Genomic DNA, 671 nt, shown 5'->3' on the forward strand with positions numbered 1-671 from the left:
ATGATGCGCGACCGTCCCCATCCCGAGCAGGGATACCGTTCCGCGTTTGGCATCCTCTCGCTGGCCCGTCGCTACGAGCGGGATCGGCTCGAGGCGGCCTGCGCGCGGGCGCCGACCATCAATGCGATCACCTACTCCTCCGTCAACGCCATCCTCAAATCCGGCCTCGACCGCGTGCCGCCCGCGGCCGAGCCGGTCAAGCCCACGCCATCGCACACCAACATCCGCGGCGGCTCCTATTATCAATGAAGGAAGGAAACCAACCATGCTGACACATCCAACCCTCGACCAGATGCAGGCTCTCGGCCTTGGCGGAATGGCCGCCGCCTATCGGGACCTGGCCGACCAGAGCAACGCCGACGATCTCAGTCGCGACGAGTGGCTTGGCCTGATGCTCGATCGTGAAGCCGCCAGGCGTGCCGACAAGCGTGTGACCAACCATCTCGCCGTTGCCAGGCTGCGCTTTGCCGATGCCTGCATCGAGAACATCGACTTCGCCGCACATCGCGGGCTCGACCGGCGCAATACGCTATCGCTCGCCCATGGCGCCTGGCTGAAGGCGCATGAAAACCTCATCATCACCGGGCAGACCGGCACCGGAAAGACCTGGCTGGCCTGCGCCTTCGGACGTCAGGCCGCCCGGCTCGACCATTCCGTGCTCTACCTGCGCA

General features: G+C 65.4%; 1 protein-coding gene and 1 pseudogene. Both read left to right on the forward strand.

The annotated features are described in order from the left end of the window. A pseudogene (locus tag NKH28_RS34340) lies at window positions 1-249 on the forward strand (IS21 family transposase); the annotation flags it as partial. 16 nt (window positions 250-265) lie between these two features. Then, window positions 266-671: ATP-binding protein (locus NKH28_RS34345; protein ID WP_352981469.1), on the forward strand; the 406-nt coding region annotated here is incomplete at its 3' end.

Source organism: Mesorhizobium sp. M1227 (assembly GCF_040318315.1).
In the GTDB taxonomy this organism is placed as follows: domain Bacteria; phylum Pseudomonadota; class Alphaproteobacteria; order Rhizobiales; family Rhizobiaceae; genus Mesorhizobium.